Annotated in this window: 19 protein-coding genes and 2 pseudogenes; 14 read left to right on the top strand and 7 right to left on the bottom strand. The window is 71.0% G+C overall.

Going from position 1 to position 26,149, the window contains the following annotated elements; genetic code table 11:
• Nucleotides 1-437 precede the first annotated feature (437 nt).
• From ACIBLA_RS27530 to ACIBLA_RS27520, 3 genes are all read left to right on the top strand, one after another.
• A complete protein-coding gene (locus ACIBLA_RS27530) occupies nt 438-3,317 on the top strand; it encodes a carbohydrate-binding protein (protein ID WP_399200178.1) in 2,880 nt (959 codons plus the stop codon).
• Nucleotides 3,318-3,337: 20 nt separating this feature from the next.
• On the top strand, nt 3,338-5,065 hold the full coding sequence (locus ACIBLA_RS27525; protein WP_363245726.1) for a ThuA domain-containing protein: 1,728 nt from the start codon (nt 3,338-3,340) through the stop codon (nt 5,063-5,065).
• Nucleotides 5,066-5,215: 150 nt separating this feature from the next.
• A complete protein-coding gene (locus ACIBLA_RS27520) occupies nt 5,216-5,860 on the top strand; it encodes a GntR family transcriptional regulator (protein WP_363245727.1) in 645 nt (214 codons plus the stop codon).
• Nucleotides 5,861-5,892: 32 nt separating this feature from the next.
• On the opposite strand, the pseudogene ACIBLA_RS27515 reads toward ACIBLA_RS27520, so the two are convergent.
• The 5 genes and pseudogenes from ACIBLA_RS27515 to ACIBLA_RS27495 form a co-directional block, all read right to left on the bottom strand.
• Nucleotides 5,893-6,357: pseudogene (locus tag ACIBLA_RS27515) on the bottom strand (alpha-amylase family glycosyl hydrolase); the annotation flags it as partial.
• Between the two features lie 34 nt (nt 6,358-6,391).
• On the bottom strand, nt 6,392-8,560 hold the full coding sequence (locus ACIBLA_RS27510) for an alpha-galactosidase (protein ID WP_399200177.1): 2,169 nt from the start codon (nt 8,558-8,560) through the stop codon (nt 6,392-6,394).
• A 137-nt stretch (nt 8,561-8,697) separates the two neighbouring features.
• A pseudogene (locus tag ACIBLA_RS27505) lies at nt 8,698-8,811 on the bottom strand (cyanate hydratase); the annotation flags it as partial.
• A 59-nt stretch (nt 8,812-8,870) separates the two neighbouring features.
• Complete coding sequence (locus ACIBLA_RS27500; RefSeq protein ID WP_363245729.1) at nt 8,871-9,335, bottom strand: hypothetical protein; 465 nt, start codon at nt 9,333-9,335, stop codon at nt 8,871-8,873.
• 32 nt (nt 9,336-9,367) lie between these two features.
• A complete protein-coding gene (locus ACIBLA_RS27495; protein ID WP_399200176.1) occupies nt 9,368-10,231 on the bottom strand; it encodes an alpha/beta fold hydrolase in 864 nt (287 codons plus the stop codon).
• A gap of 166 nt (nt 10,232-10,397) precedes the next feature.
• On the opposite strand from ACIBLA_RS27495, the gene ACIBLA_RS27490 reads away from it, so the two are divergent.
• The 4 genes from ACIBLA_RS27490 to ACIBLA_RS27475 all read left to right on the top strand — a co-directional run bounded on the left by ACIBLA_RS27490 (nt 10,398) and on the right by ACIBLA_RS27475 (nt 14,186).
• Nucleotides 10,398-11,726 carry a PLP-dependent aminotransferase family protein gene (locus tag ACIBLA_RS27490; RefSeq protein WP_363245731.1) on the top strand — a complete coding sequence of 443 codons (1,329 nt, stop codon included), beginning with the start codon at nt 10,398-10,400 and terminating at the stop codon, nt 11,724-11,726.
• A gap of 95 nt (nt 11,727-11,821) precedes the next feature.
• Nucleotides 11,822-12,529 carry an ABC transporter permease gene (locus ACIBLA_RS27485; RefSeq protein ID WP_363245732.1) on the top strand — a complete coding sequence of 236 codons (708 nt, stop codon included), beginning with the start codon at nt 11,822-11,824 and terminating at the stop codon, nt 12,527-12,529.
• Nucleotides 12,526-13,200, top strand: a complete 675-nt coding sequence (locus tag ACIBLA_RS27480; RefSeq protein WP_363245734.1) for an ABC transporter permease — start codon at nt 12,526-12,528, stop codon at nt 13,198-13,200. Before ACIBLA_RS27485 ends, ACIBLA_RS27480 begins: the two co-directional genes overlap by 4 nt.
• The gene (locus tag ACIBLA_RS27475) at nt 13,197-14,186 is read left to right on the top strand and encodes an ABC transporter substrate-binding protein (RefSeq protein WP_363245735.1); all 990 of its coding nucleotides are present in this window, start codon (nt 13,197-13,199) and stop codon (nt 14,184-14,186) included. The genes ACIBLA_RS27480 and ACIBLA_RS27475 overlap by 4 nt, the downstream gene beginning before the upstream one ends.
• 27 nt (nt 14,187-14,213) lie before the next feature.
• On the opposite strand, the gene ACIBLA_RS27470 is transcribed toward ACIBLA_RS27475, so the two are convergent.
• Nucleotides 14,214-15,185: an acetylxylan esterase gene (locus ACIBLA_RS27470; RefSeq protein ID WP_363245737.1), complete on the bottom strand. Its 972-nt coding sequence runs from the start codon at nt 15,183-15,185 to the stop codon at nt 14,214-14,216.
• Nucleotides 15,186-15,359: 174 nt separating this feature from the next.
• Between ACIBLA_RS27470 and ACIBLA_RS27465 the strand changes: the two genes are divergently transcribed.
• From ACIBLA_RS27465 to ACIBLA_RS27440, 6 genes are all read left to right on the top strand, one after another.
• Complete coding sequence (locus ACIBLA_RS27465) at nt 15,360-16,460, top strand: LacI family DNA-binding transcriptional regulator (RefSeq protein ID WP_363245739.1); 1,101 nt, start codon at nt 15,360-15,362, stop codon at nt 16,458-16,460.
• A 72-nt stretch (nt 16,461-16,532) separates the two neighbouring features.
• Entirely contained in the window at nt 16,533-18,155 is a 1,623-nt protein-coding gene (locus tag ACIBLA_RS27460) for an FAD-dependent oxidoreductase (protein WP_363245740.1), read from the top strand.
• A gap of 112 nt (nt 18,156-18,267) precedes the next feature.
• Entirely contained in the window at nt 18,268-20,397 is a 2,130-nt protein-coding gene (locus ACIBLA_RS27455) for a hydantoinase/oxoprolinase family protein (protein WP_399200175.1), read from the top strand.
• On the top strand, nt 20,394-21,014 hold the full coding sequence (locus ACIBLA_RS27450; RefSeq protein ID WP_363245742.1) for a hypothetical protein: 621 nt from the start codon (nt 20,394-20,396) through the stop codon (nt 21,012-21,014). The genes ACIBLA_RS27455 and ACIBLA_RS27450 overlap by 4 nt, the downstream gene beginning before the upstream one ends.
• Before the next feature lie 4 nt (nt 21,015-21,018).
• Nucleotides 21,019-22,305, top strand: coding sequence for a TRAP transporter large permease subunit (locus ACIBLA_RS27445; protein ID WP_363245744.1), 1,287 nt, complete (start codon nt 21,019-21,021; stop codon nt 22,303-22,305).
• Nucleotides 22,306-22,334: 29 nt separating this feature from the next.
• A complete protein-coding gene (locus ACIBLA_RS27440) occupies nt 22,335-23,414 on the top strand; it encodes a hypothetical protein (RefSeq protein ID WP_363245745.1) in 1,080 nt (359 codons plus the stop codon).
• 68 nt (nt 23,415-23,482) lie between these two features.
• Here ACIBLA_RS27440 and ACIBLA_RS27435 read toward each other — a convergent pair whose 3' ends face one another.
• The gene (locus tag ACIBLA_RS27435; RefSeq protein WP_363245746.1) at nt 23,483-24,664 is read right to left on the bottom strand and encodes a betaine/proline/choline family ABC transporter ATP-binding protein; all 1,182 of its coding nucleotides are present in this window, start codon (nt 24,662-24,664) and stop codon (nt 23,483-23,485) included.
• A gap of 159 nt (nt 24,665-24,823) precedes the next feature.
• Between ACIBLA_RS27435 and ACIBLA_RS27430 the strand changes: the two genes are divergently transcribed.
• Nucleotides 24,824-26,122, top strand: coding sequence for an alpha/beta fold hydrolase (locus tag ACIBLA_RS27430; protein ID WP_363245747.1), 1,299 nt, complete (start codon nt 24,824-24,826; stop codon nt 26,120-26,122).
• The last annotated feature ends 27 nt before the right edge of the window (nt 26,123-26,149 follow it).

Genomic DNA, 26,149 nt, shown 5'->3' with positions numbered 1-26,149 from the left:
GTGTATCCACCCCCACCGTGAGGCGGGGGTTCTCCCTCCCGCGCCGCTGTCACGCCGACGCGCCGCAGCCATGGCTGCGGCATTTGTTCAGTGTGCGAACGCAATCCGATGCGAGCGTCAACAGTCGCGAATCCTCCGGCGGAGCGCCGTCGGCGCCCCGTCGATCGGACAGCAGGTCCCAGCCATTTGGATGGACTCTTGACAAATTGCAGGCCCGTTGCCAGCATGCAAAACTCTCGCGGGTTTCCCGCGAATGTTCGGTGCCGTATCACCTGCCCTTGCACGGATCGCACGGATCGACGGACCGCACGGCTGCTCACCGGGTGACGGGACATCACCCGGTCGGCAGGTTCCTCCCTGAGTGAGACACGGTGGCGCGCTCGCCCGCGCTTCCGGCTGTCTCGCTCCCCTTGACCAGGTAAGGAAGGAAGCTTGACATGTCAGGACTCTCAGGTCGGCCGCGCCCGAGACAGAAGTTGCTGAGATGGCTCGCGGTACTGGGCCTGGTGCTGGGGGGCGGCGCGATCAGCGTTCCCTCCGCCGCAGCCCATCCCGGTCACCCCGGCCACGAAGAAGCACCCGCAGTACCCGCCGCCATTCCGGCAGGCGACTACCAGCAGGTCCAACTCGCGCTCGGCGGAGCTGAGTTGGGCGAGGCGATGTCGCTCGCCGTGCTGCCCGACCGCTCTGTCGTGCACACGGCGAGGGACGGCACGGTCCGCTACACGGACGCCGCTGGCAACACCAAGTCGGCGGGCAAGCTGGACGTCTACACCCATGACGAGGAAGGCCTCCAGGGGATAGCCGCCGACCCGAACTTCCAGAGCAACCGGTATCTGTACCTGTACTACTCGCCCAAGCTCAACACGCCCGGCGGCGACGCGCCTGTCACCGGCAGTGCGGCGACGTTCGAGCCGTGGAAGGGCCACCTCAATCTCTCCCGTTTCACGCTCAAGGCCGACGGCACCCTCGACGCCGCGAGCGAGAAGGTCGTGCTCGAAGTGCCCAACGACCGTGGCCAGTGCTGTCACGTCGGCGGTGACATCGACTTCGACGCGCAGGGCAATCTCTATCTGACGACGGGCGACGACACGAACCCGTTCGAGTCGGCCGGTTACTCCCCGATCGACGAACGCACCGACCGCAACCCGCAGTTCGACGCCCAGCGCTCCTCGGGCAACACCAACGACCTGCGCGGCAAGGTGCTCCGTATCAAGCCCACGGCCGACGGCGGCTACACCGTCCCGTCCGGCAACCTCTTCGCACCGGGTACGGCCCAGACGCGCCCCGAGATCTACGCGATGGGCTTCCGCAACCCGTTCCGGATGTCCGTCGACAAGGCCACCGGCATCGTCTACCTCGGCGACTACGGCCCCGACGCGGGAGTCACCAACGCGAGCCGGGGCCCCAGCGGTCAGGTCGAGTTCAACCGCATCACCGGGCCGGGCAACTACGGCTGGCCGTACTGCACCGGCACGAACACGGCCAACGAGACGTACAGCGAGTTCACCTTCCCCAGCGGCCCCTCCGCGGCGAAGTACAACTGCGGTGCGCCCGCGAACAACTCCTTCCGCAACACCGGCCTGCCGACCCTGCCCGCAGCCAAGTCGAGCTGGATCCGATACGGCGGTGACGCCGGCTCCCCGCCCGAGTTCGGCGGCGGGTCCGAGTCGCCGATGGGCGGTCCGGTCTATCGCTACGACGCCAATCTCAACTCCAACGTGAAGTTCCCGCAGTCGCTCGACGGCCGGTTCTTCGCCGGTGAGTACGGCCGTAAGTGGATCAAGGCCATTGAGGTCAAGGCCGACGGCACCCCAGGGGTCATCGAGGCGTTCCCGTGGACCGGTACGCAGGTGATGGACCAGGCCTTCGGCCCCGACGGCGCGCTGTACGTCCTCGACTACGGCACAGGCGGCAACAACCAGGCGCTGTACCGCGTCGAATACCTCGCCGGCGCCAACCGCAACCCGGTCGCCAAGGCCGCCGCCGACAAGACGTCCGGCCCCACTCCGCTGACGGTCGCCTACTCCTCGGCCGGCAGCTCCGACCCCGAGGGCAAGGCCCTCACGTACTCGTGGAACTTCGGCGACGGCACCACCTCCACGGCAGCCAACCCGAGCCACACCTACACCACCAACGGCACCTTCCGGCCGACGCTCACGGTGCGGGACCCCGAAGGGCTGACCGGCACGGCGAGCCTGGTCGTCACGGCGGGCAACACCGCTCCGACCGTGACGCTCCAGACACCCAAGGACGGCCAGCTGTTCTCCTTCGGTGACACCGTGCCCTTCCAGGTCACCGTCAGCGACCCGGAGGACGGGACCATCGACTGCTCCAAGGTCAAGGTCACCTATCTGCTGGGCCACGACGAGCACCGGCACCAGATCACCCAGGCCACCGGCTGCTCGGGCAACCTCAATGTGCCCGCCGACGGCGAGCACGACAGCGCGGCCAACATCTACGGGGTCTTCGACGCCGAGTACACCGACAGCGCCGGGCTGACCTCGCACAGCGTCCGTATCCTCCAGCCCCGGCACCGGCAGGGCGAGCACTTCGGCGCCCAGTCCGGCATCCAGGTCGCCGCGCACGGCAACGCCGAGGGCGGTAGCACCGTCGGCTTCACCGACAACAACGACTGGATCTCCTATCAGCCGTACAACCTGTCCAACGCCAACAGGATCACCGCACGTGTCGCGTCCGGCGGCGTCGGCGGCACCCTCGAAGTACGCGCCGGGTCCGCGACCGGCACGCTGCTCGGCACGTTGAACGTGGCCCCGACCGGTGGCTGGGAGAACTTCGTCGACGTGTCGGCGAATCTCACCAACGTCCCCGCCGCGACAACAGAGTTGTTCCTGGTCTTCAAGGGCGTGACCGGCCAGGGCAACCTCTTCGACGTGGACGCGTTCACCTTCGCCACCGGCAGCGGCGGCTCCAGCCAGACCGTCGAGGGCGAGTCGTTCAGCTCGGGGCAGGGTGTCCAGGCCGCCGACCACGCTCCGGCGAGCGGCGGCCAGACGCTCGGCTACATCGAGAACGGCGACTGGGCGGGCTACGCCCACGTGCCGACGGCCGGGACCAAGACCTTCTCCGCGAAGGTCTCGTCGGCCGGCGCCGGCGGCACCGTCACCATCCGCTCGGGTTCGGCCACCGGAGCCGTCCTCGGCACGGTCGCCGTGCCCAACACCGGTGGCTGGGAGACCTTCCAGAACGTCTCCACCACGCTGACCGGTACCGGATCGTCAGGGGCGCTGTTCCTCACCTTCACCGGTGGGGCCGGTTCGCTCTTCGACATCGACACCCTCACTCTCACCAAGTGACGCGAGTCAAGGAGACAGTGATGCTCCGTCAGCTCCGCACCCTGCCGAAGACCGCAGCCGCGGCCCTCGCCGTCACCCTCGGCCTGGCCGCGTCACTCCTGGCACCGGCCGGCGCGGCCCAGGCCGCCGACCCCGCGTACAAGGTCCTCGTCTTCTCCAAGACGGCGGGCTTCCGCCACGACTCCATCCCCGTCGGCACCCAGACCATCCGCGACCTCGGCGCGGCCAACAACTTCACCGTCACCGCCACCGAGGACAGCAACGCCTTCACCCCGTCGAACCTGGCCGGCTTCAAGGCCGTCGTGTTCCTCTCCACCACCGGCGACGTGCTCAACGACGCGCAGCAGACGGCGCTCACGTCGTACGTCGACGGAGGCGGCGGCTACGTCGGCATCCACGCGGCGGCCGACACCGAGTACGGATGGCCGGCGTACGAAGGCCTCGTCGGCGCCTGGTTCAAGAGCCACCCGGCGATCCAGCGGGCCACGGTGAAGACCGAGGACCGGTCCCACGCCGCCACCGCGCATCTGGGCCAGACCTGGTCCCGCACCGACGAGTGGTACAACTACCGCACCAATCCCCGCGCGCAGGTCCGGGTGCTCCAGAGCCTGGACGAATCCAGCTACAGCGGTGGCGAGATGGGCGGTGACCACCCGATCACCTGGTGCCACCCGCAGGTCGACGGCCGGTCCTTCTACACCGGACTCGGCCACACCCAGGAGTCGTACGCCGAGCCCGCGTTCCGGTCGCTGCTGCTCGGCGGCATCCGGTACGCGGCGGGCTTCGCGAAGGCCGACTGCCGCGCGGAGACCGGCTACACCACGCTCTACAACGGCTCGACCACCGGCTGGTCCCAGGCCGGACCGGGCAGCTTCACCAACACCGACGCCACGCTCAACTCGCAGGGTGGCATGGGCCTTTACTGGTACCGGGCGAAGGAGTACGCCTCGTACTCACTCAAGCTGGACTGGCGGATGGCCGGGGACGACAACTCCGGTGTGTTCGTGGGCTTCCCGGCCTCCGACGACGTCAACACCTCGGTGAACCAGGGCTACGAGATCCAGATCGACGCCACGGACGCCGCCGACCGGACCACCGGGTCCATCTACGGCTTCAAGGCGGCTGATCTCGCCGCGCGGGACAACGCCCTGAATCCGCCGGGGAGTTGGAACACGTACGAGATCCGGGTGGAGGGGGAGCGGCTTCAGGTCTTCCTCAACGGCGTACGGATCAACGACTTCACCAACACCGACCCGGTGCGCTCGCTCCAGCAGGGGCACATCGGGATCCAGAACCACGGCACCGGTGACGACGTGTCCTTCCGCAACATCAGGATCAAGGAGCTGGGCGGCACCACACCGCCCCCGTCGACCACTTACGAAGGGGAGTCCTACACCTCCGGACAGGGTGTCCAGCCGGCCGACCACGCTCCGGCGAGCGGCGGCCGGACCCTCGGCTACATCGAGAACGGCGACTGGGCGGGCTACTCCCAGGCGTCGCTCACCGGGGCGAAGACCTTCACCGCGCGGGTCTCGTCGGCCGGCGCGGGAGGTACCGTCACGATCCGCTCGGGCTCGGCGACCGGACCGGTCATCGGCACGGTCGCGGTGCCCAACACCGGTGGCTGGGAGACCTTCCGGGACGTGTCCACCACGCTGACGGGCACACCGACCGGACCGGTTTTCCTCACCTTCACCGGTGGCGGCGGCTCGTTGTTCGACATCGACACCTTCACCATCGGCCGATAGCGGTCACACGGCTGTCGGCTGACGGCTGACGGTTCACGGCGCACCGCTCATGGCCGGCCCCGGGGACTCGTCCTCGGGGCCGGTCCATTTTTGAGTATGGCTTCCGTCAATGAGATTGACGCGTCGTACTTCATACGTCATGTATGAGACATGACCTTCACGCCGACGCCGATACCCTCCCGCACCCAGTACGTCCTGGAGGCGATCAAGCACGCCATCCTCACGGCGCGGCTCCGACCGGGACAGGCGCTGGTCGAGGCCGAACTCGCCACCCAGTTCGGCGTGTCCAAGACGCCCGTACGCGAAGCGCTCAAGACTCTCGCCGGTACCGGACTCGTCGTCATGAGCCAGTACAAGGGCGCCGTCGTCCGGCATGTCGACGCGGCGATGGCCCGCGAGGTGTACGACGTCCGCCTGCTGCTCGAACCGGAGGCGCTGCGCCGCTCGGTGAGCCGTGGCGCCCGGCTCGACGCGGCCCGGGAAGCCCTGGACCGGGCCGAGTCGGCGGCCGACCGGGCGGACAGGTCGCTCGCCAACCGCGACTTCCACCGGGCACTCTATCTGCCCTGCGGCAATCCGCTGCTCGCCCGGATGCTGGACGAGATCCGCGACCAGGCCGCCCTCGTGTCCACCGTCGCGTGGGCGGCGGTCCCGACCTGGGAACGCGAGGCGGCCGAGCACCGCGAGATCCTGCGGTTCGCCCTCGCCGGGGAAGCGCGGGCCGCCGGGGACGCCCTCCACCACCACATCGCCTCGTTCGTGCGGCGCGCCTTCCCCGACGACGCGCCGAACTGACCACCGGGCGAAGGAAGATCAGGCCGTCGCGCGGAGCGCCAGTTGTTGGGCTCGCCGCCGGGGGCGCCGGGCTCCGCGCCGTCCCGCGCGGGCCGCCACCAGTACCAGTCGCGCCGCGGGCTGTCGGGACCCCGCCGGGACTCGGTGAACCACGGGTGCTCGTCGGAGGTGTGATTGACGACGAGGTACACGACCAGCTTCATCGAGCGTCCGTGGACGGCGGCGAGCAGGTCGTCGAAGTCCGCGAGCGTGCCGAAGGACGGATCGATGTCCTGGTAGTCGCTGATGTCGTAGCCGTTGTCGTCCTGCGGGGACGGATACACCGGCGACAGCCACAGGACGTCCACGCCGAGATCGGCGTGATGGTCCAGCCGGTCGATGATGCCGCGCAGGTCGCCCACGCCGTCGCCGTCCGAATCGGCGAAGCTGCGCGGATATATCTGGTAGACGACCGCGGACTTCCACCAGGCTTCGGGGGACGGGGAGTCGGTGCTCACGTGCTTGAACCTCGCATGATTCCTTCGTGGTGGGTCACAGTCTGCGCGCCTCGACGAGCACAAGGCGTTCCGGGTGGAGCGTAGGGGCCCGCACCCCGGCGACGGCCAGCGCCCGGCCGGTCAGTACCACGCCGTCCGCGCGCTCCCACCAGAGCGGGTCCGACCGGTGGGGGCCTTCGGCCCGGTCGCCGGGCCGGTGCGGCCGTACCTGGTAGCGGGCGTCCGCGTCGAGTCCGGGCAGCCGGACGGAGGGCGCCGGGGACATCACGCCGGTCGCCGTCTGGACCAGGGCGTACAGCGCGCGGGAGCGGTCGGCGGCCACCACGCCGTGCACCCGCAGCGCGGGATCTGGATGGTCGCCGTGCACGACGGTGCCCGAGTGCAGCAGCGGCCGGAGCCGTTTGTACGCGGCGACCCACTCGGCCAGCCGGGCCCGCTCGCCGGTGTCGGCGGCGGTGAGGTCCCACTCGATGCCGAAGTGCCCGAACAGGGCGGTCCCTGCGCGGAAGTCGAGGGTGTGGGTGCGACCCGTGGTGTGCGCGACCGGTGAGCCGACGTGCGCGCCGAGGAGTTCGGGCGGCAGTAACAGCCCTGTCCAGAGCTGGATCTGCTGTCGTTCCAGTGCGTCGATGCAGTCGCTCGTCCAGACGCGGTCGGTGCGCTCCAGAATGCCGAGGTCGATCCTGCCTCCGCCGGAGGAGCAGGACTCGATCTCCAGACCGGGGTGCCGGGCACGCAGTTCGTCCAGGAGCCGGTAGGCCGCCGCCGTCTGTACGTGGACCCCGGCGGCGCCCGTCGGACGGTGCCCGGCCTCCACGAGATCCCGGTTGTGGTCCCACTTGAGATAGTCGATGTCGTACTCGCCGACCAACGCGTCCAGCCGTTCCAGCAGATAGTCGTACGCCCCCGCGTGGCCGAGGTCGAGGACCTGCTGCTGCCGGGACTCCGGCGGGAGCCGGCCACCGGTCGCCAGGATCCACTCCGGGTGTGCGCGGGCGAGATCGGAGTCGGGGTTGACCATCTCGGGTTCGACCCACAGCCCGAACTCCAGCCCCAGGGACCGGACATGGTCGACCAGCGGGCGCAGCCCCTCTGGCCAGACGGTCTCGTCCACGTACCAGTCGCCGAGCCCGGCGCCATCGTGCCGACGGCCCTTGAACCACCCGTCGTCCAGGACGAAGCGCTCGGCGCCCACCTCGGCGGCGGCGTCCGCCAGCGCCGTGAGCCGGTCGAGGTCGTGCTGGAAGTAGACGGCCTCCCAGGTGTTGAGGGTCACCGGCCGGGGCCGGTACGGGTGGTGGGTCCTGGCGCGCAGATGCTGATGGAACCGCCCGGACAGCTCGTCGAGCCCGTGGCCGTACGCCCCGACGATCCACGGGCTCGTGTACGACTCGCCCCGCGCCAGCAGGACTTCGCCCGCGAGCAGGGTCTCGCCGGCGCCGAGCAGACTGACACCGGCGGGGGTGCGTTCGGCGAGGGTGCGGTGGTTGCCGCTCCATGCCACGTGCAGACCCCAGACCTCCCCCGTACGGAAGCCGAAGCCGCGCTCGCCCGCGAGATGCAGCAGCGTCGCGTCGGTGCCCGTGCGGCCCCGCCGGTTCTCCCGCAGATGCGTCCCGAGCGTGAACTCGTGCCGCTGCGGGCTCCGTTCGCGCAGATGGCGGCCGGTGAGGTCGAGGAGTTCGGTGGCGTGGGCCGGCACGGGAAGGGTCAGCAGCAGACCGTCCAGGACGTACGGGCGCTCGCCGGTGTCGTGGTTGGTGACGGTGGCGCGCTGCCGTACGAGCCCGGAGGCGGTCAGCTCGATCTCCAGCACGAGGCCGAGCCGGGCCTGTTGGTCCACGGCGTCGACGGTGAGCTGATGTGCCTCGGGGAGGTCGGGGGCGGGGACGGTACGGATCGAGCGGACGGTGAAGGCGGTGGAGAAGTCGGCGCCGTCCCGGTGACCGGTGAGGCCCGGTGTACCGAGCCAGCCGGCCGAGTGCTCCGGCAGGAGGGCGAGCGGCACGGGCAGGTCCAGCGTGTTGGACATCTGCCGGGCGGCGTTCGCGGCGGCGAGATCGGCGAGCCCGGCCGCGTCGATGTCCCCGAGGTCGTCGCCCCAGTGCAGCACACGCGGCAGCCGGACGCCGGTGCAGTCGAGGACCAGACTCGTACGCGCGGCGCGTAGATGGCGGTAGTCACGTGAGTGACCGGTGCGCATACGGGCTCCTCAACTCGTCCGTCGTCTCACGTCGTTTTCACGGTGAAGACGGTGGGTTCGGGGCGGGTCCGGAGCCCGGCCGCGCCGCGACCCCGTCACGTTCGTACGTGACGGGGCCACGGGCGCGGCGCGAGCCGTCACCACTGATACGGGAGGTACTTCCCGTCGAGTGTGATCACCACACGGTCACCGTCCGGGTCGGGGAGGCGCTGGACGTCGAGGCGGAAGTTGATGGCGCTCATGATGCCGTTGCGAGCCGTGCGAGCCGTGCGAGCCGTGCGAGCCGTGCGAGCCGTGCGAGTCGGGCCGGTCAGGTCGCCGACTTGCGCGCCTTGCGCAGCCCGTAGAGCTGGAGGTCGGCGAAGCCCAGCACCGCCACCGCCTGGACCACGATCAGCGCCGTGCCCAGACCCGCCGGGTCGAGCCATCCCGCCACGGCCGTCACGACACTGAGCGCGAACCATGCCAGGTTGCTGCCGATCACCGTCCACACCGCCGTGCGGCGCGGTGTCCCCGCGGAGCCGACCCACGCGACGAAGAGCGCGTAGAGCACCAGGAACGCACCGATCCCGGCGAGGAACGCGACGGGCAGGCCCAGCACCGAGTCCAGCGCGGCGCAGCCGATCAGCGCGGCGGCCCCCACGGCGCCGGTGGCGGCGGAGTCGAGCCGCAGCGCCAGGCGCAACAGGCCCGTGTCACCGCGCACGACGGTGGAATCGGCGGACGTGGCCTTTGGCGACGGGGCAGGGGCAGCGAACGAATCCGACGCACTCATGGGTTCCTCCTCGGGGAAGCGGCGTGATGCCCTCAATGCTTCTCGACGCCGCCGCCCTGGTCGATTACCCGAGAGGTAATGGGCGGCAGGGCGTCGAGGAACGCACCGAGCGCCGCGTCGAACTCCGCCCGCCGCTCCAGGTTGGGCAGATGCCCGGCCCCGTCGATGACCGCGAGCGTCGCGTCGGGTATCCCCTCGCTCATCACGCGCGCGTCGGCGACCGGCGTGTACTCGTCCTCGCTGCCGACCACGACGAGCGTGGGCACCGCCACGCGCCCCAACATGCCCACGTAGTCCGGCCGTTCGGCCCGGCCGCGGAGCGCCGCCGCCGCGCCCTCGGGCGGCGCGGCGCGCATCATGTCCCGTACGTGTCCGGCCACCGCCGGCAGGGCCGCGACGTTGTGCGGCGTCACCATCCTGGTCAGCACCTCGTCCGCGTACGGCCCCATGCCCTCCCGCAGCAGCCGGTCGGCCATCGCGTGACGCGCCACCTTGCCCGGCTCCGTCTCGGCGGCTGCGAAGGTGTCGGCCAGCACCAGAGCCCGGACCCGCTCGGGGAAGAGCCGGTAGAACTCCAGGACGATCTGGCCGCCCATGGACAGTCCGCCCAGCACGACACGGTCGACGTCCAGTCGGTCGAGCAGCGCCGCGATGTCCCACGCGAAGGTGGTGAGTGTCGTCTTGCCGGGGAGGACGGTGGACCCGCCGTAACCACGCAGGTCAGCGGCGATCACCCGGCGGCCGGGGTGGGCGAACGTCTCGATCTGGGGCCGCCACATGGAGCGGTCGAACGGGTGGCCGTGGACGAGGACCAGGACGTCACCGCCGCCCTGGGGCGCGTCCCCACCCGTGTCGTCGTAGGTGACGGTGATGTCGTGAAGCGTCGTGGTGCTCATGTCAGCGTCCCTCGTTCGATGCCCGGCCCCGTGCTGCCCGGCTTGCCTTCTCGATGCTAAGTGGTGCAATATCTCGATGCAATGCTTTAATTGACCTCGGTGCAATTCTGTGGTACCGCACGCAATGCGTTGCCAGGAGCGGTGCGGGGAAGGGAGACAGCGCGCCATGGAGGACTACCGTCTGATCGCCGACCAACTCGCCGCCGACATCCGGGCCGGGGCCCTGCGCCCCGGCGAGCGGCTGCCGCCGCAGCGGGCGTTCGCCCGGAGCCGTCATATCGCCAACTCCACGGCGGCCAGGGTCTACGGCGAGCTGATCCGGCGCGGACTGGCCGTCGGCGAGGTGGGCCGGGGGACCTTCGTACGCGCCGCGCCGCCCGCACCTCAGCCGATGCTCGCCGAGCCCAGCGAGGCCAGGGTCGACCTGGAGGTCAACTTCCCCGTACTGCCCGAACAGGCCGGGCTGCTCGCCGCAGGCATGGCGCGTATGCAGCGTCCCGATGTGCTGGAGGCGAGCCTGCGGCCCCTCGGCGGATCCGGGTCCGCCGTCGCCCGCGAGGCCGCCGCTCCCCTTCTCGCACGGGCCGGCTGGACGCCGGAACCGGAGCGGATCCTGTTCGCCGGCAACGGCCGCCAGGCGATCGCTGCGGCACTCGCCGCCTGTGTCCCGGCCGGAGAACGGCTCGGCGTGGAGGAGTTCACCTACCCCGTCGTCAAGGGCATCGCCGCCCACCTCGGCATCACCCTCGTCCCGCTCGCCATGGACGAGCACGGACTCCTCCCACAGGCCCTGACCGAGGCCCCGCCGCTCCGTGCCGTCTATCTGCAACCCACGCTCCACAACCCGCTCGGCATGACGATTCCACCGCAACGCAGAAGTCAACTCGTCGAAGCTGCAAGGACGTTGGACCTGCACATCATCGAGGACGCCATCTACGGATTCCTCCGCGACGACGTGCCGCCGCTCGCCGCGCTCGCCCCCGAACGCACGATCGTCCTGGACAGCATGTCCAAGCGGCTCGCACCCGGACTGACGCTCGGATTCGCCGTCGCGCCGTCCGGCTTCGAGCGGCGCCTGGCCTCGGCCCTGCGCTCCGGAGCCTGGTCGGCGTCCCGTTTCGCCCTCGACGCCGCGACCCAGTGGACGACCGACGGCAGCGCCGAGGCCATCGGCCGGGCCAAGCGCGCCGACGCGGTGGAGCGACAGCGGATCAGGGCGGAGAGCCTGGCCGGCTTCACCGTGCGTGCCGACCCGCGTGGCTACCACTGCTGGTGGGAGCTGCCCGACCACTGGCGCGCCGAGACGTTCGTCGCCGCGGCGGCCCGCCACGGCATCGCCATCGCGCCGGGCGCCGCGTTCACCGTCGGCACCGGACGCGCCCCCAACGCCGTCCGGCTGGCCCTGGGCACCCCCTCCCACCGCACGCTCTCCGGCGCACTGGACCTCCTCGCCACCCTGGCCCGCGGCACACCCGAGGACGCGGCGCCGGAATGACCTCGGGCGCCGCGCCCGTCCCGTACGGCGCGGCGCCGCTCCCGTACGGGCCAATCCCACGCGCGATCCGCCCGGAACGGCGCTGGAATGGGCGGGTGACCGCACCCCCCGACGACTGCCTCGCCCACAACGACTGGATCTGCGGCGCCTACCTCACCAGCCGCCGGGATGTTCTCTGGGACGCGGTCCTCCAGCATCTCCAGCTGACCGTCGTCTCCGTCCTGCTCGGACTCGCGCTCGCCGTGCCGCTCGCCCTTGCCGCCCGGCAGTGGCGCTGGGCAGCGGGACCGGTGCTCGGCATCACCACCGTGCTCTACACGATCCCGTCGCTCGCCATGTTCTCGCTGCTGCTGCCGGTGTACGGGCTCTCCGCCTCGCTCGTCATCTCCGGGCTCGTCCTCTACTCGCTCACCCTGCTCGTACGCAACATCCTCGCCGGGCTGCGCGCCGTCCCCGAAGAGACCAGGCAGGCCGCGCGCGGCATGGGTTACGGGCCTGTCCGACTGCTCCTCACCGTCGAACTGCCGCTGGCGCTGCCCGCCTCGATGGCCGGGCTGCGCATCGCCACCGTCTCGGCCGTCTCGCTCGTCACCATCGGCGCGATCGTCGGGCACGGCGGGCTCGGCAATCTCATCTACGCCGGGATGAACACCTTCTTCAAGGCGCAGGTGCTCACCGCGGCCGTCGTGTGTGTGCTCATCGCGATCCTCGCCGACCTGCTGCTGCTCGCGATCCAGCGGGTGCTCACTCCCTGGACAAGGCAGCCGAGGCAGCCGGGGCGGCCGAGGGAGCGGCAGGCGTGAACACCCTCTCCGACGCCTGGTCCTGGCTCACCAGCGCCTCCCACTGGTCCGGCTCCGACGGCATCTGGAACCGCCTCGGCGAACACCTCTTCCTCACCGCCGTCTGTCTGCTCATCAGCTGCGCCGTCGCGCTGCCCGTCGCACTCGTCCTCGGCCATCTCGGCAGAGGCGGCGCACTCGCTGTCAACATCTCCAACGCCGGCCGGGCCGTCCCCACCTTCGCCGTCCTGGTCCTGCTGCTCCTCACCCCGATCGGACACCACGAGCAGTGGCCGACGATCATCGCGCTCGTCCTCTTCGCCATCCCGCCACTGCTCACCAACGCCTACGTCGGCATACGGGGCGTGGACACCGAAGTCGTACGGGCCGCACGCGGCATGGGGATGACGGGCCGTCAGCTACTGGGGCGGGTCGAACTGCCCCTCGCGGCACCGCTGATCCTCACCGGCGTACGGATCGCGGCAGTCCAACTCGTGGCGACGGCCACGATCGCCGCGCTGGTGGGAGGCGGCGGGCTCGGCAGGATCATCACCGCGGGGTTCAATCTGGCGTCCACGCCGATGGTCGTCGCGGGCGCCGTGCTCGTCGCGGTGTTCGCGCTGCTGGTGGAAGCGGTCTTCGAGGTGGTGCGGCGGCTGGCCCCGCAGTGGGTGAGGGGCGGCACGGCATGAGCCACCGCCGGCCACGTCCGCGCCGACCGGGCCCGCGCCGTGAAGCCGCCACCCCTGTCGCCCTCGCCGTGCTCCTCGCGCTGACCGCGGCCTGCACCACGGGTCCGTCCCTGGAGAACCGGGGCACGGTCACCGCCTCGCCCGGCAACAGCAAGGACCTGACCATCGGCTCGGCCGGCTTCACCGAGAGCGACCTGCTGGCCCAGATGTACGCGCTCCTCCTCGGCCGGGCCGGCTATCACACCCAGATCCTCGCCGTCACCAACCGCGAGCTGTACGAACCCGCCCTGGAGAGCGGCCAGATCGACATCGTGCCGGAGTACGCCGCCACCTTCGCCGACTGGCTGAACGCCAAGGCCGACGGCGCCGATTCCGAGACCGTCGGCTCGCCGGACCTGGGCGCCACCATGCGGGTCCTGCGCGAACTTGCCGCGAAGCGCGGGCTCGACGTGCTGAACCCCGGCCGCGCCGTCGACCAGAACGCGTACGCCGTCACCGCCGCGTACGCGAGGAAGCACCGGCTGCGGACACTCTCCGACCTCGGGCGCGCCGAACTGCCCGTACGGCTCGCGGCGGGTGACGAGTGCGTGCAACGCGCCTACTGCGCACCGGGGTTGAGGAAGACGTACGGCATCCGCATCACCTCCGTCGACCCCAAGGGTCTCGGCACCACCCCGTCCAAGCGGGCCGTGCAGAACGGACAGGACCAGATGGTCGCCACCACGACCACCGACGGGACGCTCGCCGCGTTCGGGCTCGTCATCCTCGCCGACGACAAGCGCCTGCAGAACGCCGACCACATCGTCCCCGTCGTCAACCGGTCCAGAGCGGGCGGCGAAGGCGTACGGAACGCGCTGAGAAGACTCAACACCGTGCTGACGACGAAGGATCTGGCGTTCCTGAACGAGCAGGTCGACAGCTGGCGGCGGCTGCCGGAGGACGTCGCCGAGAACTACCTCAGGAGCAAGAAGCTGATCCCCGGCTGAGGCGAGGTGAACCGAGGTGAGCCGTTGTCATGCCGTCAGACGGCCCGGCAGCCACCCCAGTTGGGCCTCCTCCTGATAATCCTGGCCGCCCTCATGCCCGTTGAACTCGTACACCTCGATCGACCGGTCCTCGTGCGGATAGGCGTTGAACGCCGCGAACACCGTCGACGGCGGGCAGGTCTGGTCCTCCAGAGCCGCCGAGAACAGCGCGGGGGCCCGGCCGCGTGCCGCGAAGTGCACCCCGTCGAAATAGCTGAGCGTCCGCCGGACCAACTCGCCCCTGCGGCGGTAGGTGTTGAGGTACTTGCCCACCTCCCGGTACGGATGGCTGTCGGTGAGCGTCGTCGCCCTCGGGAAGTCGCAGAGGAACGGCACGTCGGGCGCTATCGCCACCAGGTCCGGCACCAGCCCGGCCACCGCCAGCGTGATCCCGCCGCCCTGGCTGCGCCCTATCGCGGCCGTGCGCGAGGCGTCGGCGAGCGGATGCGAGCGGGCGGCCTCCACCGCGCGGACCGCGTCGGTGAAGACCCGGCGGTAGTAGAACTCCCGCGGGTCCTCGATGCCCCGGGTCAGAAAGCCGGGGAACGCGGACGCGCTGCCCACCGGGTCCGGGGTGTCGCCGCCGCCCCACCCGGCGCCCTGCCCCCGCGTGTCCATCACGAAGTACGCGAACCCGGCCGACGCCCAGAGCAGCCGGGCGTGCGGCATCCCGCGCCCGCCGCCGTATCCGACGAACTCCACCACCAAGGGCAGTGGTTCACGCGTCCCGGCCGGCAGGACGAACCAGCCCTTGACCGGGTGGCCGCCGAAACCGGCGAAGGTCACGTCGTACACCTCCACGGTCGACAGTCCCGTCGCGACCGGCTCGAAGCGGGCGGCCAGATCGTGGGTGCGGGCCCCGGCGAGGGTCGTGGTCCAGAACTCGTCGAAATCGGCCGGTTCCACGGACCGGCTGCGATAGTTCCGTAGCTGGTCAAGGGGCAGATCGAACAGGGCCATGTGCGGGATCACCTCTGGTTCCGGGGGCGGACGAGCACACCGTACGGTCCGGTCCTCGCCCGCAGAAGAGGCCCGAAGAAGTCTTGACCGATCCCTTGACCGGTCGCCGTCCGGAGGTCCACAGTACTGGCTAATGCGCATTACTAATACGCATTAACGATCCGGAGGAACACGGTGGAGGAACCCAGGAAGCGGGCCCGGCCGGGCCGGACCCCCGCACCCACGGGCCGTACGTCACGGCCGCGCCAGGCCGAGGTCGCCAGGCTCGCCGGGGTCTCGCAAGCCACGGTCTCGCTGGTGCTCGGGGCCCGGAAACAGGGCGCCACGATCTCCGAGGAGACCCGGCGCAAGGTGCTCGACGCGGTACGCAGCCTCGGCTACGTCCCCGACCCGGCGGCCAGCCGGCTGGCCGCCGCGCGCAACAACCTGCTCGGCGTCTTCAGCTTCACGTCCACCTTCCCGACCGACGTGCAGCACTCGTACTACCCGTTCCTCGTCGGCGTCGAGCAGGAAGCCGCCGCACGCGGCTACGACCTGGTGCTCTTCACCGGCTCCAGCACGGGCGGCGCGGGGGCCGCCGGACCGCACGCGCTGGGCCGGGTACGGCTCGCCGACGGCTGCCTCTTCCTCGGCCGCCACGCACCCGCCGACGAAGTGCTGCGCCTGGTCGCCGACGGCTTCCCCGTGGTCCACCTCGGCCGCAGGGACGAGTTGGAGGGGCTGGCCTGGGTCGGCGCCGACTACGTCAGCGCCAGCAAGGAGGTCGTCGCACATCTCGCCGGACTCGGCCACCGGCGGATCGTGCTCGTACGGGAGGACGACGACGCCCCCGCGTCCACCGACCGTGAACACGGCTTCCTCAAGGGCCTTGAGGAAGCCGGGCTGCCCGGCGGCCCGGCCGCCGTCTTCCGCTCCGCCGACCCGGAGCACGACCTCACCGCCGAGCGGCTGCGCGGCTGGCTCGACGACGGCGTCACCGCGTTCGTCGCCGAGGAGACCGACACCGGCGACGCCTGGCGCGCGCTGCACGGCGCCGCGCACTTCGTCGGCATCGACTGCCCGCGCGACGCCTCGCTCGCCCTGCTCGGCAGCCCGCCGCCGGACCTGTCGGACGGACCGACACCCACCGGATTCGACATCCCCCGGCCGCAGTTGGGCGCCGCCGCCGTGCGGATGCTCGCCGCGCTGGTGGCGGGGGAGCAGGCCACGGAACCGCTGGTGGCCTGCGCGTTCCGGCCCGGCACGACAGCGGCGCCACCACCCGTCCACCACTGACCCGGTCAACACCGACCGCCCACCGTCCACCGCATCAAGCGCCAACGCACGCACAGCACTTCAAGGAGACCCGTGACATCCGCACCCGACATCCTCATCGTGGGCTCCGGGCTCGGCGGCGTCGCCGCCGCCCTCGCCGCCTGCCGGGCCGGACGCACCGTCGTCCTCACCGAGGAGACGGACTGGATCGGCGGCCAGCTCACCTCCCAGGCCGTCCCGCCGGACGAGCACCCGTGGGTCGAGCAGTTCGGCACCACCGCCTCGTACCGCACCCTGCGCGAGTCCATCAGGGACCACTACCGCCGGTGGTACCCGCTGCGCTCCGAGGCGCTGGCCCTCACCGATCTCAACCCCGGCGCCGGCCGCGTCAGCAAGCTCTGCCACGAACCGCGCGTCGCGCTCGCGGTGATGGAGGCGATGCTCGCGCCGCACCGCTCGTCGGGCCGGCTCACGCTCCTGACCGAACACCGCCCGGTCGCCGCCGAGACGGGCGACAACGACACCGTACGGTCCGTCACCCTCACCGATCTGCGGGACGACGACCCCGCCAACCGCCTTACCATCAGCGCCCGTTACATCATCGACGCCACCGAGACCGGCGAACTCCTCGAACTCGCCGGGGTCGAGCACGCGATCGGAGCCGAGGCGCGCGACGAGTTCGACGAGCCGCACGCCCCCGACGAGGCACAGCCCCTCAACCAGCAGGGCATCACGGTGTGTTTCGCGCTCTCCCACCACGAGGGCGAGGACCACACCATCGAGCGGCCGGCCGACTACGACTTCTGGCGCACCTACCAGCCGGACTTCTGGCCCGGACCGCTGCTCGGTTTCCTCGCGCCCGACCCGCGCACCCTTGAGGCCGTACCGCGCACCTTCGTCCCCAACCCGGAACTCGACCCGCTCGACGTCACCGCCGACCAGTCCGCCGACGCCGGCGACAAGGAACTGTTCGGCTTCCGCCGGATCCTCGCGCGCAAGCTGCACCGGCCCGGCGCGTTCGACTCCGACATCACCCTCGTCAACTGGCCGCTCAACGACTACTGGTTGAAGCCGCTGATCGGCGCCGGCGAGGAGACGTCGGCCGCCGCGCTCGCCGAGGCACGGCAGTTGTCGCTCTCGGTCCTGTACTGGCTCCAGACCGAGGCACCGCGCGCCGACGGCGGCAAGGGCTTCCCCGGACTGCGGTTGCGTCCCGACGTCACCGGTACGGCCGACGGACTCGCCAAGGCGCCGTACGTACGCGAGTCGCGCCGTATCAAGGCCGTCACCACCGTCACCGAGCACGACGTCGCGATCGACATCGTCGGCCCCTACGGCGGCACCCGCTACCGGGACTCCGTCGGTGTCGGCAACTACCGCATCGACCTGCACCCCTCCACCGGCGGCGACAACTACATCGACATCGGCTCGGTGCCCTTCGAGATCCCGCTCGGCGCGCTCGTACCGCGCCGCGTCCGCAATCTGCTGCCCGCCGGGAAGAACATCGGCACCACCCACATCACCAACGGCTGCTACCGGCTCCACCCGGTGGAATGGAACATCGGCGAAGTCGCGGGCGCACTGGCCGCGCACTGCGTCGCCGAGGGCGTCGAACCGCACCAGGTCCAGGCCGAGGACAAGCGGTTCGACCAATTCGCCCGGCTGCTCGACCGCGAAGGAGTGCAGCGCCACTGGCCCGACGTACGCGGCTACTGACACCGCTCGACAGAACCAACGGCGGCGGACAGCCGGGCAGGAGCAGCTCCACCTGCCCCGCCCGGCCTACCGCCCGCGCCATGCCAACTGTGCACAAGGAGGTGCCCAAGCCATGAACACCCACCGCATCCGCGTCGGCATCGACGTGGGCGGAACCTTCACCGACGCCGTGGCGGTCGACGCCACGACCCTGCGACTGCTGGGCCAGGTGAAAGTCCCCACCAGCCACCACCACGAGGACGGCGTCGCCCACGGCATCGTCGAAGCTCTCGACCGGCTGCTGGAGCAGACCGGACACGCCCCGGAGGACGTGGCCTTCCTGGCCCACGGCACCACCCAGGCTACCAACGCCCTGCTGGAGGGCGACGTCGCCACCGTCGGTCTGATCGGCCTCGGCGACGGTCCGAGCGCCGGGTTCACCCGCAGGCTCGCCGCCTTCAGGAAGCTCGAACTCACGCCCGGCAAGCGGCTTCCGCTCGCCTACGCCCATGTCGCCGACCCGGACGACGCGCCCGCCGTACGCGCCGCCGTCGACGCTGTCGTCCAGGGCGGCGCCCAAGTCGTCGTCGCCAGCCAGCCGTTCAGCGTCGACCGCCCCGAGGGCGAGGACACGGTCGTCGCGGCGGCCAAGGAACGCGGTCTGCCGACGACCGCCGCGCACGAGATCACGTCGCTGTACGGGCTCCACAAGCGGACCAGGACCGCCGTCGTGAACGCCGCGATCCTGCCGCGCATGCTCGCCACCGCCGACCTCGTCGACGCCTCGATCACCAAGGCGGGCGTGAGCGCGCCCCTGATGGTGATGCGCTGCGACGGGGGAGTGATGTCGCTGGACGAGATGCGGCGCAGACCGCTGCTGACCGTGCTGTCGGGACCGGCGGCCGGAGTCGCCGGCGCGCTCATGCAGGAGCGCATCAGCGAGGGGCTGTTCCTGGAGACCGGCGGTACGTCCACCGACATCAGCGTCGTACGGCGGGGCAAGGTCGCCGTCCGGCACGCCACCATCCTCGGCAAGACGTCGTACCTGTCCGCGCTCGACGTCAGGACCGTCGGTGTCGGCGGTGGCTCCATGGTCCGCGTCGGCGGCGGGAAGGTCACCGGCGCGGGACCGCGCAGCGCGCACATCGCCGGGCTGCCGTACGCCTGCTTCGCGACCCTGGACGATCTGCGGGACGCGAAGATATCCACCGTCCGGCCGATGGACGACGACCCCGCCGACTACGCGGTGCTCGACGCCGCCGGCGGACGCTTCGCGATCACCATGACCTGCGCCGCGAACGCGCTGGGCCGGGTCCCCGAAGGGGACTTCGCGCACTGCGACCCGGCCGTGGCCAAGGCCGCCATCGAGCCCCTGGCCGCCGCGCTCGGCACGGACGTCGCCACGGCGGCGGCGCGTGTTCTCGACGCGGGCACCGACCAGGTGAAGACCGTGGTCGACGCGATGATCCGCGACTACCGGCTCGACAAGGACAGCGCCGTGCTCGTCGGTGGCGGCGGAGGCGCGGCCTCCGTCACCCCGCACCTCGCGGCTGTCTCGGGCCAGGAGGGCAGGATCGCCCGCCACAACGAGGTCATCAGCCCCATCGGTGTCGCGCTTGCCCTCATCCGCGAGCAGGTCGAGCGCATCATCCCCGGCGCCGGCCAGGAACAGATCCTCGCCGTACGGGCCGAGGCGGAGGCCGCCGTCGTCGCCCAGGGCGCAGCGGCCGACGGCGTCGAGGTGGAGGTCACCGTCGACCCGCAGACCAGTACGGTGCGGGCCGTGGCGACCGGCGCCACCGAACTCCGCACGCAGGACCGCGCCCACCGCGCCGACGACGCCGACCGGCTGCGCGCCGCCGCCGACAGTCTCAAGGCCGACCCGGCGTCGGTGCGCGTGCTCGCGGGCACCCCCGCGCACACCGTGTACGGCACCGACGTGCACCACCGGTTCCGCGCCGACCGCCATCCGGTGCGCGTCGTGGACGCCGACGGGGTCGTACGGCTCCACGCGCCGGACGCCCGTGTGGAGACCACCACCGTCGGGCGCGCGCCCGAAGTGCTCGCCGCTCTGGTGAAGGAAGCCACGTCGTACGGCGACGGCGGCGTCCGCGCCCCCGCCCTGCGGCTCCTCCTCGGCTCCCGGATCGCCGACCTCTCCGGCGTACTCGACCCGCAGCCGCTGCTCGCGCTCGCGCGCAGCGAACTGCGCGCACGCGCCGCCGACGAACCGGTCGTCGCCGTCCTGGAGGTGCGCTCATGAAGGCCGCCCTGCTCGACCGCACCGCGCGTGAGGCGATCGAAGCACTCGAAGCGACCGAGGACATCGAGTTCGGCGTACGGCTGCTCACGAACACCCCCACGCACGAGAGCCGCGACCCGGCCCGGCTGCGCCAATGGGCGCGTGCCGCCGACGAGTTCGGCGCCGCACTCACCCCCGTCGCGTGCACGGCGCGCGTCGTGGAGAGCGGCGACGGTCTGACGAAGGGCCTCCTGGCCCGCTACACCTCGCGGCCCGTGCCGACCGTCGAGCTGTTCACCGACACACTGGCCCTCGCCGAGGAGTTGATAGACCGGCTCGGCTGGCGCCACTGGTATCCGGCCGGGTCGGTGAGGGCCGCGGCGATCGCCCATGAGGCCGTGCACGAACAGCTCCACCACGGCCCGGCCAAGGCGGCGCTGAAGCGGTCCCTCGGCCATGTCGTACTGCGCGCGGGACGCCACCGTCTGTACGGCCATGTCGCGGGCGCCGACGAGATAGCCGCCCATGCCTACGCCCGCACCGTCTGCGGTCTCGGCCGAAGCCCGCTCCTGCTGACGGCCGCCCTGGCCACGGCCGCCGACGCGCGGCAAGGCTCCTCGCACGGAAGAAAGAAGTAACGCCATGGGCGTCGTCATCCTTCTCGTCATGGCGGCCGGAGTCGCCGCGATGCTCACCCGCAGACTCCCCACCGCCTTCGCCCTCGTCATCCTGGCCGTCGCCATCGCCTTCCTCGCGGGTGCCCCGCTGACCGGCGAGAACAGCGTCCTGGACACGGTCATCCAGGAGGGCGCACCGGCCCTCGCCGCCACGATGATCGCGATCCTGCTGGGCTCCTGGCTCGGCAAGCTCCTCGACGAGACCGGTATCGCGGGCACGCTCGTCCGCAAGATCGTCGAATTCGGCGGCGACAGGCCGGTCGTGGTCGCCCTCGGTGTCCTCGCCGTCTCGACCCTCGTCGGTACGGTCACGGGCTCGGCGCCCGCCGCGATGCTCGCCGGCATCATCGGCATCCCCGCCATGATCGCCGTCGGTATCCCCAAGGTCACCGCGGCCGGCACCATCCTGATGGGCATCGCCGCCGGTATGCCCTTCGAGCTGCCCATCTGGCAGTTCTTCTCCACCGCGCTCGAACTGCCCGTCGACACCGTGCGCGGCTTCATGATCAAGCTGTTCCCGTTCGCGCTGGCCGCCGCCGTCCTCTTCGTCCTCGTCGAGACCCGGCGGCGCGGCGTCGAGCACGCGTGGTCGCTCAAGTCCGCGTCCGCGTCCGCGAAGCCCGCTTCGCGCCGTAAGCAGCTCGGCGACGCCCCTTGGTACGCGCTTCTCACGCCGCTCGTACCGCTGATCCTCGCCCTCGGCTTCGACATCGCGATCCTGCCGTCGATGCTGGCCGGAGTCCTGTACGCGCTGTTCACCACCACCCGGCCGGGCGAGATGAACAAGCGCCTGCTGCGCACCCTGTACGGCGGCTTCGAGATCGCGGCGGCACCGATCGTGCTGTTCATCGCCATCGGCATCCTGCTCGCCGCGGTGAAGCTGCCGGGCGCCGTGGAGGCGCTGGAGCCGCTGATCAAGGCGGTCAGCCCGCAGAACCCGGTGCTGTTCGTGGTGGTCTTCACGCTGCTCGTGCCGCTCTGCCTCTACCGGGGGCCGCTGAACGTCTTCGGCCTCGGCGCGGGAATCGCCGGTGTCCTCATCGCCGCCGGCATCTACCCGCCCGTCGCGGTGCTGGGTCTCGCCACCTCGTACAACCAGGTCTTCGGTGTGTCGGACCCGACGAGCACCCAGACCGTGTGGAGCGCGCAGTACGCGGGGGTCACACCGCAGCAGGTGATGCTGCGGACCCTGCCGTACGTCTGGGCCGTCGCCCTCGGCGGATTCTGCGTCACCGCCGCCAGTTATCTGTGATCTCTCAACTCCCCTGGACGGAGAACGACATGACACAGCACGACACGCATGACCAGGCGCAGCCGCAGCCGAGCCGGCGGATATTCCTGCGGGCGGCGGCAGCCACCGCGGCCGTGACCTCCGGCGTGATCGCCACCGGCGCGACGGCGGGCGGCGCGAGCGCGGCCCCCGCCGCCGCACCCGGCACGGCTGCGGCGCCCGGTGCGACCGCGGCGCCCGGTGGATTCCCCGACTACCGCTACCTCAAGACGCTCCTGACGCCCTCTCAGCTCAAGTACAACCCCACCGGCGAGATCATCTTCCCGTGCATTCGGGGCGTCTACGACAGGCTGGCCAACCCGCTGGGCCGCTACTACCTCTACTACGCCCCGCACGACGCGCCCGGCGGGATCTGCCTGGCCTACGGCAACTCGCTGGAGGGCCCGTTCACCGAGTACCCCGCGAACCCGATCGTCTCCAACAACTGGCAGCCGCACTACAACGTCAGCCACGTCTCCTCGCCGCACGTCATGTGGAACGAGGACGTCAAGGAGCTGTGGCTCTACTTCCACGGCGAGAACGGCACGACCCGCCTGGCCCGTTCCAAGAACGGCATCAACTTCACGTACGACAAGGTGGTGCTCACCACATCGATGATGCCGACCGGCACCAACGAGACGTCGTACGCCCGCGTCTTCCGGCACGACCTGCCCTCGCGCGGCGCGCGCTACGTGATGCTCTTCATGCTCAACAACCAGTCCAACCACCGTGACATCGCCTGGGGTTGGTCAAAGGACGGCCGCAACTGGACGTTCGACCAGACGCCGCTCGTCCGCCACTCCGACGTCGGCGCGAACAACGTCGGCGGCCCGCACCTGCTGAGCCGTAACGGCAGCACGTACGTCGTCTACAACAACAGCAAGGAGAACGGCGGCAATCTGCTGATCACCGAAGTCGGCAACGACTTCAGCCGCCGCAACCACCTCGGCGTGTTCTACGACTCCGCCAACACCGCTCCCGACAACGGGCGCAGCGCCGCGCCGAGCTTCGGGACCGACCGCGGTGTGCCGTACATGGTCTACGAAGCGGGCGAACGGCTCAAGGGCTCGATCGCGGTCGCCCGCGGCTGACCCGTGGACAGCCGGACGGGCCGCGCTCCCGGCCCGTCCGGCACCAGGCCCTGGACGGCGGATATCCGCTACGCGTCCGCCACCGAGTCGAACTCGACCTCGCCGCGCGGGATCCCGTGCGCGTCCGCGTCCACCGACCGCCGCAGCGCCTCGTGCAGCTTCGCCGGGGTCAGCACGCCGGCGAACCGCGACCCGTCCACCACCGCCACCCACCCCGCGTCGTGCTGAAGCATCTCGCTGAACGCCTGCTTCAGCGGCGCCCCGACCGGCACCCACGCCTCCATCCGCCGCGCCATGTCACCCACCGTGCCCCGCCCCTCGGCGTTCTCCAGTCCGGCCGCGTTCTCCAGCGCGCCCGCCGACACCCAACCGTGCAGCTCACCCCCGCCGTTCAGCACCACCGCCCACCTCGCGCCCTCCTCGCGCAGCCGCTCCGCCGCGCCCGCGGCCGGCTCGTCGAGCCGGGCCACCGGCGGCTGCTCCAGGTCGGCCTGCTCGATCGTGGTGACCGATAACCGCTTCAACCCCCGGTCGGCGCCCACGAATTCCGCGACGTACGGCGTGGCCGGCGTCCCGAGCACCGCCCCCGGACTGTCGAACTGCTCGATGCGCCCCCGCCCGTACACCGCGATACGGTCGCCCATCCGCACCGCCTCCTCGATGTCGTGCGTCACCATCAACACCGTCTTGCGCACGGTCGCCTGGAGGTTCAGGAACTCGTTCTGAAGCCGTTCACGCGTCACCGGGTCGACCGCGCCGAACGGCTCGTCCATCAGCAGCACCGGCGGATCGGCGGCCAACGCCCGTGCCACGCCAACCCGTTGGCGCTGCCCGCCCGACAACTGGGCCGGATGGCGCGGCCCGTACACCGCCGGGTCGAGCCCCACCAGATCCAGCAGCTCCGCCGCCCGCTCGCGTGCCTTCGACTTCTTCCAGCCGATCAGCGCCGGGACCGTGGCCGTGTTGTCGAGGACCGTACGGTGCGGGAACAGCCCCACCTGCTGGATGACATAGCCGATCCGGCGGCGCAGCTTCACCGGGTCGACACCGGAGACGTCCTGGCCGTCGACGAAGACACGGCCCGACGTCGGCTCGATCAGCCGGTTCACCATCATCATCGTGGTCGTCTTGCCGCAGCCGGACGGTCCGACCAGGGTGACCAGCTCCCCTTCACGTACCTCGAAGGACAGGCCGTCGACGGCCGTCGTACCGTCGGGGTAGACCTTGCTGACCTGCTCGAACCGGATCATGAACCCACGCTAGGAGGGGGCGGTCACCCACGCACACGGGCGGCGGCCGAACGGCCTTGCCCGGCAGGCGAGCAGACATCGGCACAGGCACGCAGCACCCGCAGAGTCACGCGGCACCCGCACAGGCACGCAGCACCCGCACCGAACCAGGAGTCCCCTTTGACCAGCTACCGCCAGTCCGGCGTCGTCCTCACCGATCACCGCTTCTCGGTCCCGCTCGACCACGCGAACCCCTCGGGGGAGCGGATCGAGCTGTACGGCCGCGAGGCCGTCGCCCCCTCGAAGGTGGACGCCGACCTTCCCTGGCTCGTCTATCTGGAAGGCGGCCCAGGCTTCGGCGCCCGACGTTTCATCGGCCGCCAGGCCTGGATCGGCCGCGCCCTCGAAGAGTTCCGGGTACTCCTCCTCGACCAGCGCGGCACCGGGGCCTCCACCCCCCTCAACCGCCAGACCCTCCCGCTGCTCGGCGACGCACGGCAACAGGCGGACCATCTCGCCCTGTTCAGGTCCGACAACATCGTGCGCGACTGCGAGGCGATCCGCCCGCAGCTGACGGGCGGCGCCCCGTGGACCGTGCTCGGCCAGAGCTTCGGCGGCTTCTGTGCCGTCCGCTATCTCTCCGCCGCGCCCGAGGGCCTGAGCACCGTACTGATCACCGGCGGGCTGCCCTCGCTCGACGCCGGGCCCGACGACATCTACCGCGCCGCCTATCCGCGCGTCGAACGCAAGGTCGCCGCGCACTACGCCCGCTACCCGCAGGACGTCGAACGGGCCCGCCGTATCGTCGAGCACATCGCCGAGCACCGCCCCGTCCTGCCGAACGGCTACACCCTCACGCCCGAGGCGTTCCAGTCCCTCGGCATCCTCCTCGGCGGCGGCGACGGAACCCACCAACTGCACTACCTGCTGGAGAACGCCTTCGTACACACCCCCGCCGGCCACGAACTGTCCGACACCTTCCAGGAGAGTGTCGCCGCCCAGCTCTCGTTCGCCGGGCATCCGTTGTACGCGCTCGTCCACGAGTCGATCTGCGCCCAGGACACCCGCCCCACCGCCTGGTCGGCCGAGCGCGTACGTGCGGAATTCCCGCAGTTCGACGCGGAGCGGACACTGGCCGGGGACACCCCGCTGCTGTTCACCGGCGAGACGATCCACCCCTGGCACTTCACCGCCGACCCCGCGCTGCGCCCGCTGCGCGAGACCGCCGAACTGCTGGCCGCGCGCACGGACTGGCCCGCGCTGTACGACCCGGCCCGGCTGGCCGCCAACGAGGTCCCGGTCGCCGCCGCCGTCTACCACGACGACATGTACGTCGACACCGGCCACTCGCTGGAGACGGCGCGCTCCATCCGGGGCCTGCGCACCTGGGTCACCGACGAGTACGAGCACGACGGCGTCCGGGCCTCCGGCCCACGGGTGCTCGACCGGCTGCTCGGTCTGGCGCGCGGCGAGCGGTGACGCGCCGGACAGGGCCTAACCTGCGGG

The sequence above is a fragment of the Streptomyces sp. NPDC050433 genome, assembly GCF_044458565.1.
GTDB lineage: Bacteria > Actinomycetota > Actinomycetes > Streptomycetales > Streptomycetaceae > Streptomyces.
This window is presented reverse-complemented; position numbering and strand designations above follow the sequence as displayed.

Bases quoted from the DNA above. Each gene is read 5' to 3' on its own strand.
- ACIBLA_RS27530 (WP_399200178.1), top strand. From the start codon at position 438: ATGTCAGGACTCTCAGGTCGGCCGCGCCCGAGACAGAAGTTGCTGAGA.
- ACIBLA_RS27525 (WP_363245726.1), top strand. From the start codon at position 3,338: ATGCTCCGTCAGCTCCGCACCCTGCCGAAGACCGCAGCCGCGGCCCTC.
- ACIBLA_RS27520 (WP_363245727.1), top strand. From the start codon at position 5,216: ATGACCTTCACGCCGACGCCGATACCCTCCCGCACCCAGTACGTCCTG.
- ACIBLA_RS27510 (WP_399200177.1), bottom strand. From the start codon at position 8,560: ATGCGCACCGGTCACTCACGTGACTACCGCCATCTACGCGCCGCGCGT.
- ACIBLA_RS27500 (WP_363245729.1), bottom strand. From the start codon at position 9,335: ATGAGTGCGTCGGATTCGTTCGCTGCCCCTGCCCCGTCGCCAAAGGCC.
- ACIBLA_RS27495 (WP_399200176.1), bottom strand. From the start codon at position 10,231: ATGAGCACCACGACGCTTCACGACATCACCGTCACCTACGACGACACG.
- ACIBLA_RS27490 (WP_363245731.1), top strand. From the start codon at position 10,398: ATGGAGGACTACCGTCTGATCGCCGACCAACTCGCCGCCGACATCCGG.
- ACIBLA_RS27475 (WP_363245735.1), top strand. From the start codon at position 13,197: ATGAGCCACCGCCGGCCACGTCCGCGCCGACCGGGCCCGCGCCGTGAA.
- ACIBLA_RS27470 (WP_363245737.1), bottom strand. From the start codon at position 15,185: ATGGCCCTGTTCGATCTGCCCCTTGACCAGCTACGGAACTATCGCAGC.
- ACIBLA_RS27455 (WP_399200175.1), top strand. From the start codon at position 18,268: ATGAACACCCACCGCATCCGCGTCGGCATCGACGTGGGCGGAACCTTC.
- ACIBLA_RS27450 (WP_363245742.1), top strand. From the start codon at position 20,394: ATGAAGGCCGCCCTGCTCGACCGCACCGCGCGTGAGGCGATCGAAGCA.
- ACIBLA_RS27445 (WP_363245744.1), top strand. From the start codon at position 21,019: ATGGGCGTCGTCATCCTTCTCGTCATGGCGGCCGGAGTCGCCGCGATG.
- ACIBLA_RS27440 (WP_363245745.1), top strand. From the start codon at position 22,335: ATGACACAGCACGACACGCATGACCAGGCGCAGCCGCAGCCGAGCCGG.
- ACIBLA_RS27435 (WP_363245746.1), bottom strand. From the start codon at position 24,664: ATGATCCGGTTCGAGCAGGTCAGCAAGGTCTACCCCGACGGTACGACG.